Raw genomic sequence first — 4,431 nt, 5'->3', positions numbered from 1 at the left:
GGCGCCGGCCACCGACGGGTAGCGGGCCGGCGTCACGTCGAGGGGTCGCGGCGGACGGACCCGATGGCCGGTGTCGGTCATGCTTCTCCTTGCCCCGGGGGGCGAGGGCCGCCGGGGCGCGGACGGGTGCGCCGCCGGCCGCGGCCCGCGGGCCGGGGCGGTGTCGGTCGCCGGTGGGGGAGTCGGCGAGGGGCCGAGCGTACGGCCCAACTCCCGGCGCGGGAAGGGGTGCAGGGGACGGTGGCGGAGCCCTGCCAGTAGCGCACGGGCCGTCCGGGGGTGTCAACGGCGGACGGCCCGGCAACGGCGGGCGCGCGCCGTGCGTGCGGGGCGGGTGCGAACGGCCCCGGCCGCGCCGGTGCGCGCCGCCTGCGGGGACGGGCAGCGCCGCGGGCGGCCCGGCGGGCGGGGACGGGTGGCGGCGCGGGTGGCCCGGCGGGCGGGGATGGGCGGCGGCGCGGGTGGCCCGGCGGGCGGCGGCCGCGGATCGGGGCCGCCTGGTCGTTCCCCGGATTGGGCTACCCTTGAGGGTCACCCCTCCCAGCCGTCGCCTGCCGGTGCGCGCGGCCCCGAATCACGTCGTAAGGGTTCCTAGTACATGACTGTCGAATCGGTCTTCCCACGCCTGGAGGCCCTCCTCCCGCACGTCCAGAAGCCGATCCAGTACGTCGGCGGCGAGCTCAACTCGACCGTCAAGGACTGGGACGCCTGCGACGTCCGCTGGGCGCTGATGTACCCCGACGCCTACGAGGTCGGCCTGCCCAACCAGGGCGTCATGATCCTCTACGAGGTGCTCAACGAGCGCGAGGGCGTGCTGGCCGAGCGCACCTACAGCGTCTGGCCGGACCTCGAGGCGCTGATGCGCGAGCAGGGCGTCCCGCAGTTCACGGTGGACGCCCACCGGCCGGTGAAGGCCTTCGACGTGTTCGGCCTGTCGTTCTCCACCGAGCTCGGCTACACCAATATGCTGACCGCGCTCGACCTGGCCGGCATCCCGCTGGAGGCCAAGGACCGCACCGACGACGACCCGATCGTCCTGGCCGGCGGTCACGCGGCGTTCAACCCCGAGCCGATCGCGGACTTCCTCGACTGCGCGGTGGTCGGCGACGGCGAGCAGGCCGTGCTCGACATCACCGAGATCATCCGGGCCTGGAAGGCCGAGGGCCGTCCGGGCGGGCGCGACGAGCTGCTGCTGCGCCTGGCGCGCACCGGCGGGGTGTACGTCCCGAAGTTCTACGACGTCGAGTACCTTGCCGACGGCCGGATCGGCCGCGTCGTGCCGAACGCCCCGGGCGTGCCGTGGCGGGTGTCCAAGCACACCGTCATGGACCTCGACGAGTGGCCCTACCCGAAGCAGCCGCTCGTCCCGCTCGCCGAGACCGTGCACGAGCGGATGTCCGTCGAGATCTTCCGCGGCTGCACCCGCGGCTGCCGCTTCTGCCAGGCCGGCATGATCACGCGCCCCGTGCGGGAGCGAAGCATCACCGGCATCGGCGAGATGGTCGAGCGCGGGCTCAAGGCGACCGGCTTCGAGGAGGTCGGCCTGCTGTCGCTGTCCAGCGCCGACCACACCGAGATCGGCGACATCGCCAAGGGCCTGGCCGACCGGTACACCGAGGACAAGATCGGCCTGTCGCTGCCGTCCACCCGCGTCGACGCCTTCAACATCGACCTCGCCAACGAGCTGTCCCGCAACGGGCGTCGCTCGGGCCTCACCTTCGCCCCCGAGGGCGGCAGCGAGCGCATGCGCAAGGTGATCAACAAGATGGTGTCGGAGGAGGACCTGATCCGCACCGTCGCCACCGCGTACGGCAACGGCTGGCGCCAGGTGAAGCTGTACTTCATGTGCGGCCTGCCGACCGAGACCGACGAGGACGTGCTCCAGATCGGCGAGATGGCGAAGAACGTCATCCAGAAGGGCCGCGAGGTCACCGGCCAGAACGACATCCGCTGCACCGTCTCCATCGGCGGGTTCGTGCCCAAGCCGCACACCCCGTTCCAGTGGGCCCCGCAGCTGTCCGCCGAGGCCACCGACGCCCGCCTGGCCAAGCTGCGCGACTCCATCCGCGGCGACCGCAAGTACGGCAAGAACATCGGCTACCGCTACCACGACGGCAAGCCGGGCATCATCGAGGGCCTGCTCTCGCGTGGCGACCGCCGGGTCGGCGGGGTCATCCGCGCCGTCTACGAGGACGGCGGCCGCTTCGACGGCTGGCGCGAGCACTTCTCGTACGACCGCTGGATGGCCTGCGCCGACAAGGCCCTGGCCGGCACCGGCGTCGACGTCGACTGGTACACCACCCGCGAGCGCACCTACGAGGAGGTGCTGCCCTGGGACCACCTGGACAGCGGCCTCGACAAGGACTGGCTGTGGGAGGACTGGCAGGACGCCCTGGAGGAGGTCGAGGTCGACGACTGCCGCTGGACGCCGTGCTTCGACTGCGGCGTGTGCCCGCAGATGGACACGCACATCCAGATCGGCCCCACCGGCAAGAAGATGCTGCCGCTGACGGTCGTCAACAAGTAGTCCCTCGGCACACCGACGACCCCCGGCCGGGAAGCTCCGGCCGGGGGTCGTCGGTGTGCGGCTGACCAGGGGCGGAGCGAGGGGTGCGGTGGGGCGCGTACCCTTTGAGGTGACAGAGTCCGGACAGTGGCGGGAATCCGCCGCGCCGGACGGAGACAACTGACTAAGGACTGAGCGACCTGGCACGCCGTACGCCCGACGGTCCGCCGCCCGCGCCGACGGTGCAGCGGATCCGTCTCCGCTACACCAAGCGCGGCCGGCTCCGCTTCACCAGCCACCGCGACTTCCAGCGCGCCTTCGAGCGCGCCCTGCGCCGGTCCGCCGTGCCGATGGCGTATTCGGCCGGCTTCACCCCGCACCCCAAGGTGTCCTACGCCAATGCCGCCCCGACCGGGGTGGCCAGCGAAGCGGAGTACCTGGAGATCGGCCTCGCCGCGGTCCGCGACCCGCAGGCGCTGCGCGCCCAACTGGACGAGTCGCTGCCGGCCGGCCTGGACGTCATCGACGCGGTCGAGGTCCGGACGCCGAACTTCGTGGAGCGCCTGGAGGCCTCCGAGTGGCGGGTGCGGCTGGACGGCGTCGAGCCGCAGGAGGCGGCCCGCGCGGTCGCGGTGTTCCTCGCCGAGGAGCGGGTCGAGGTCCAGCGCCAGACCAAGAACGGCGTGCGCGTCTTCGACGCGCGCGGGGCGGTGGCGGCGCTCGAGGTCCTCGCGCCGCAGGTCGACGGTGGTGCGGACACGGGGGCCGGAGCGGCCCACGATGTTCGGACCGGCCGTCCCTGTGCGATACTGCGCCTGGTAGTACGACACGCCACACCCGCCGTACGACCCGACGACGTGTTGTCCGGTCTCCGTGCGACGGCCGACCTGGCGCCGCCGGTCCCCGCAGAGGTGACCAGGCTGGCGCAGGGGCCGCTCGACGAGGAGGCCGGCACGGTGACCGACCCGCTGGCGCTCGACCGCGCCGCGGCCCCGGCCGGCTCCGATCCGGCCGCAGGGCCGCGCGCTACCGCGTCCGCCTAGCGGGCGGAGGCCGGGTCCAGTGACTCACTGGGCCCGACGGACCTCCAGGGTTCCCGCGGCTCCCCAGGGGAGCGAGCGTCGTCGCAGCACAGGCCGGCCCCTTGCGGCCCGCCGACCAGGACGGTCGGTGGGCCCGAGGACCCCGTCCGGGAGCCACCCGGGGTTGGGGGACGGTGCAGCTTGGGAAAACCACAGAAGACTGGTCAGACCAGAAGACTTTCGACACCCCGCCGAGCGTGGGGCGCCGAGCGAGACTACGAGCCCCTGTGCGGCCTCGCGTCCGCGCGGCGGCACCGTGAAAGGGTCCGGCCCGAGCACCGTGAGCGGTGCCGGCCGGCCGCAGGTGCCGTGCCGTGCCCGGATGCGGAGCCCGGGGGCCTGACGGGAGATCCACCCGCATGCTCGATAACACCGATCCGCAGCAGTCTGCGACGGAACCGAACGACACCGGTGCGACCGGTGGCGAGGGCGCGTCCGCCACGCCGCCGCGCCGCCGTCGCCGCGCGGTGTCCCGCCCGGCGGGTGCTCCGCAGGGCGCGGCGGCCGAGGCCGCCGAGACCGTGATCCCGGCCGAGGCGCAGGCCGCCCCGGCCGCCGAGCCGGTCGCCGAACCCGCCGCCGAGAAGCCGGTCCGGGCGCGCCGGACCCGCAAGCGTGCCGAGGCCCCCGCCGGGGCGCCGGAGGCGACCGCGATCGTGGTCACCGCGCCGGAGGCCGCCGCGGCCGCAGAGCCGGCCGCAGAGCCGGTCGCCGAACCCGCCGCCGAGAAGCCGGTCCGGGCCCGCCGGGCCCGCAAGCGTGCCGAGGCCCCCGCCGGGGCGCCCGCCGCCGAGGCCCCCGCCGTCGTGGAGGCCCCGGTGGCCGCCGAGCCGGCCGAGCGGC

The 4,431-nt window shown here is 74.3% G+C and carries 2 protein-coding genes and 1 pseudogene; all 3 read left to right on the top strand.

Features of this window, described 5'->3' with window-relative positions:
- Window positions 1–598 precede the first annotated feature (598 nt).
- Window positions 599–2,527: a TIGR03960 family B12-binding radical SAM protein gene (locus AB0O00_RS30725; RefSeq protein ID WP_363657310.1), complete on the top strand. Its 1,929-nt coding sequence runs from the start codon at window positions 599–601 to the stop codon at window positions 2,525–2,527.
- Between the two features lie 221 nt (window positions 2,528–2,748).
- A complete protein-coding gene (locus AB0O00_RS30720) occupies window positions 2,749–3,549 on the top strand; it encodes a TIGR03936 family radical SAM-associated protein (RefSeq protein ID WP_363657308.1) in 801 nt (266 codons plus the stop codon).
- A gap of 398 nt (window positions 3,550–3,947) precedes the next feature.
- Window positions 3,948–4,431: pseudogene (locus tag AB0O00_RS30715) on the top strand (ribonuclease E/G); the annotation flags it as partial.

It is taken from the genome of Kitasatospora sp. NPDC093558 (assembly GCF_040683475.1).
Lineage (GTDB): Bacteria > Actinomycetota > Actinomycetes > Streptomycetales > Streptomycetaceae > Kitasatospora.
Note: the sequence above shows the minus strand (reverse complement) of the source record. Positions and strands in the feature narration are given on the sequence as shown.

Excerpts from the sequence above, each read along its gene's own strand:
- AB0O00_RS30725 (WP_363657310.1), top strand. The coding sequence starts at position 599 with ATGACTGTCGAATCGGTCTTCCCACGCCTGGAGGCCCTCCTCCCGCAC.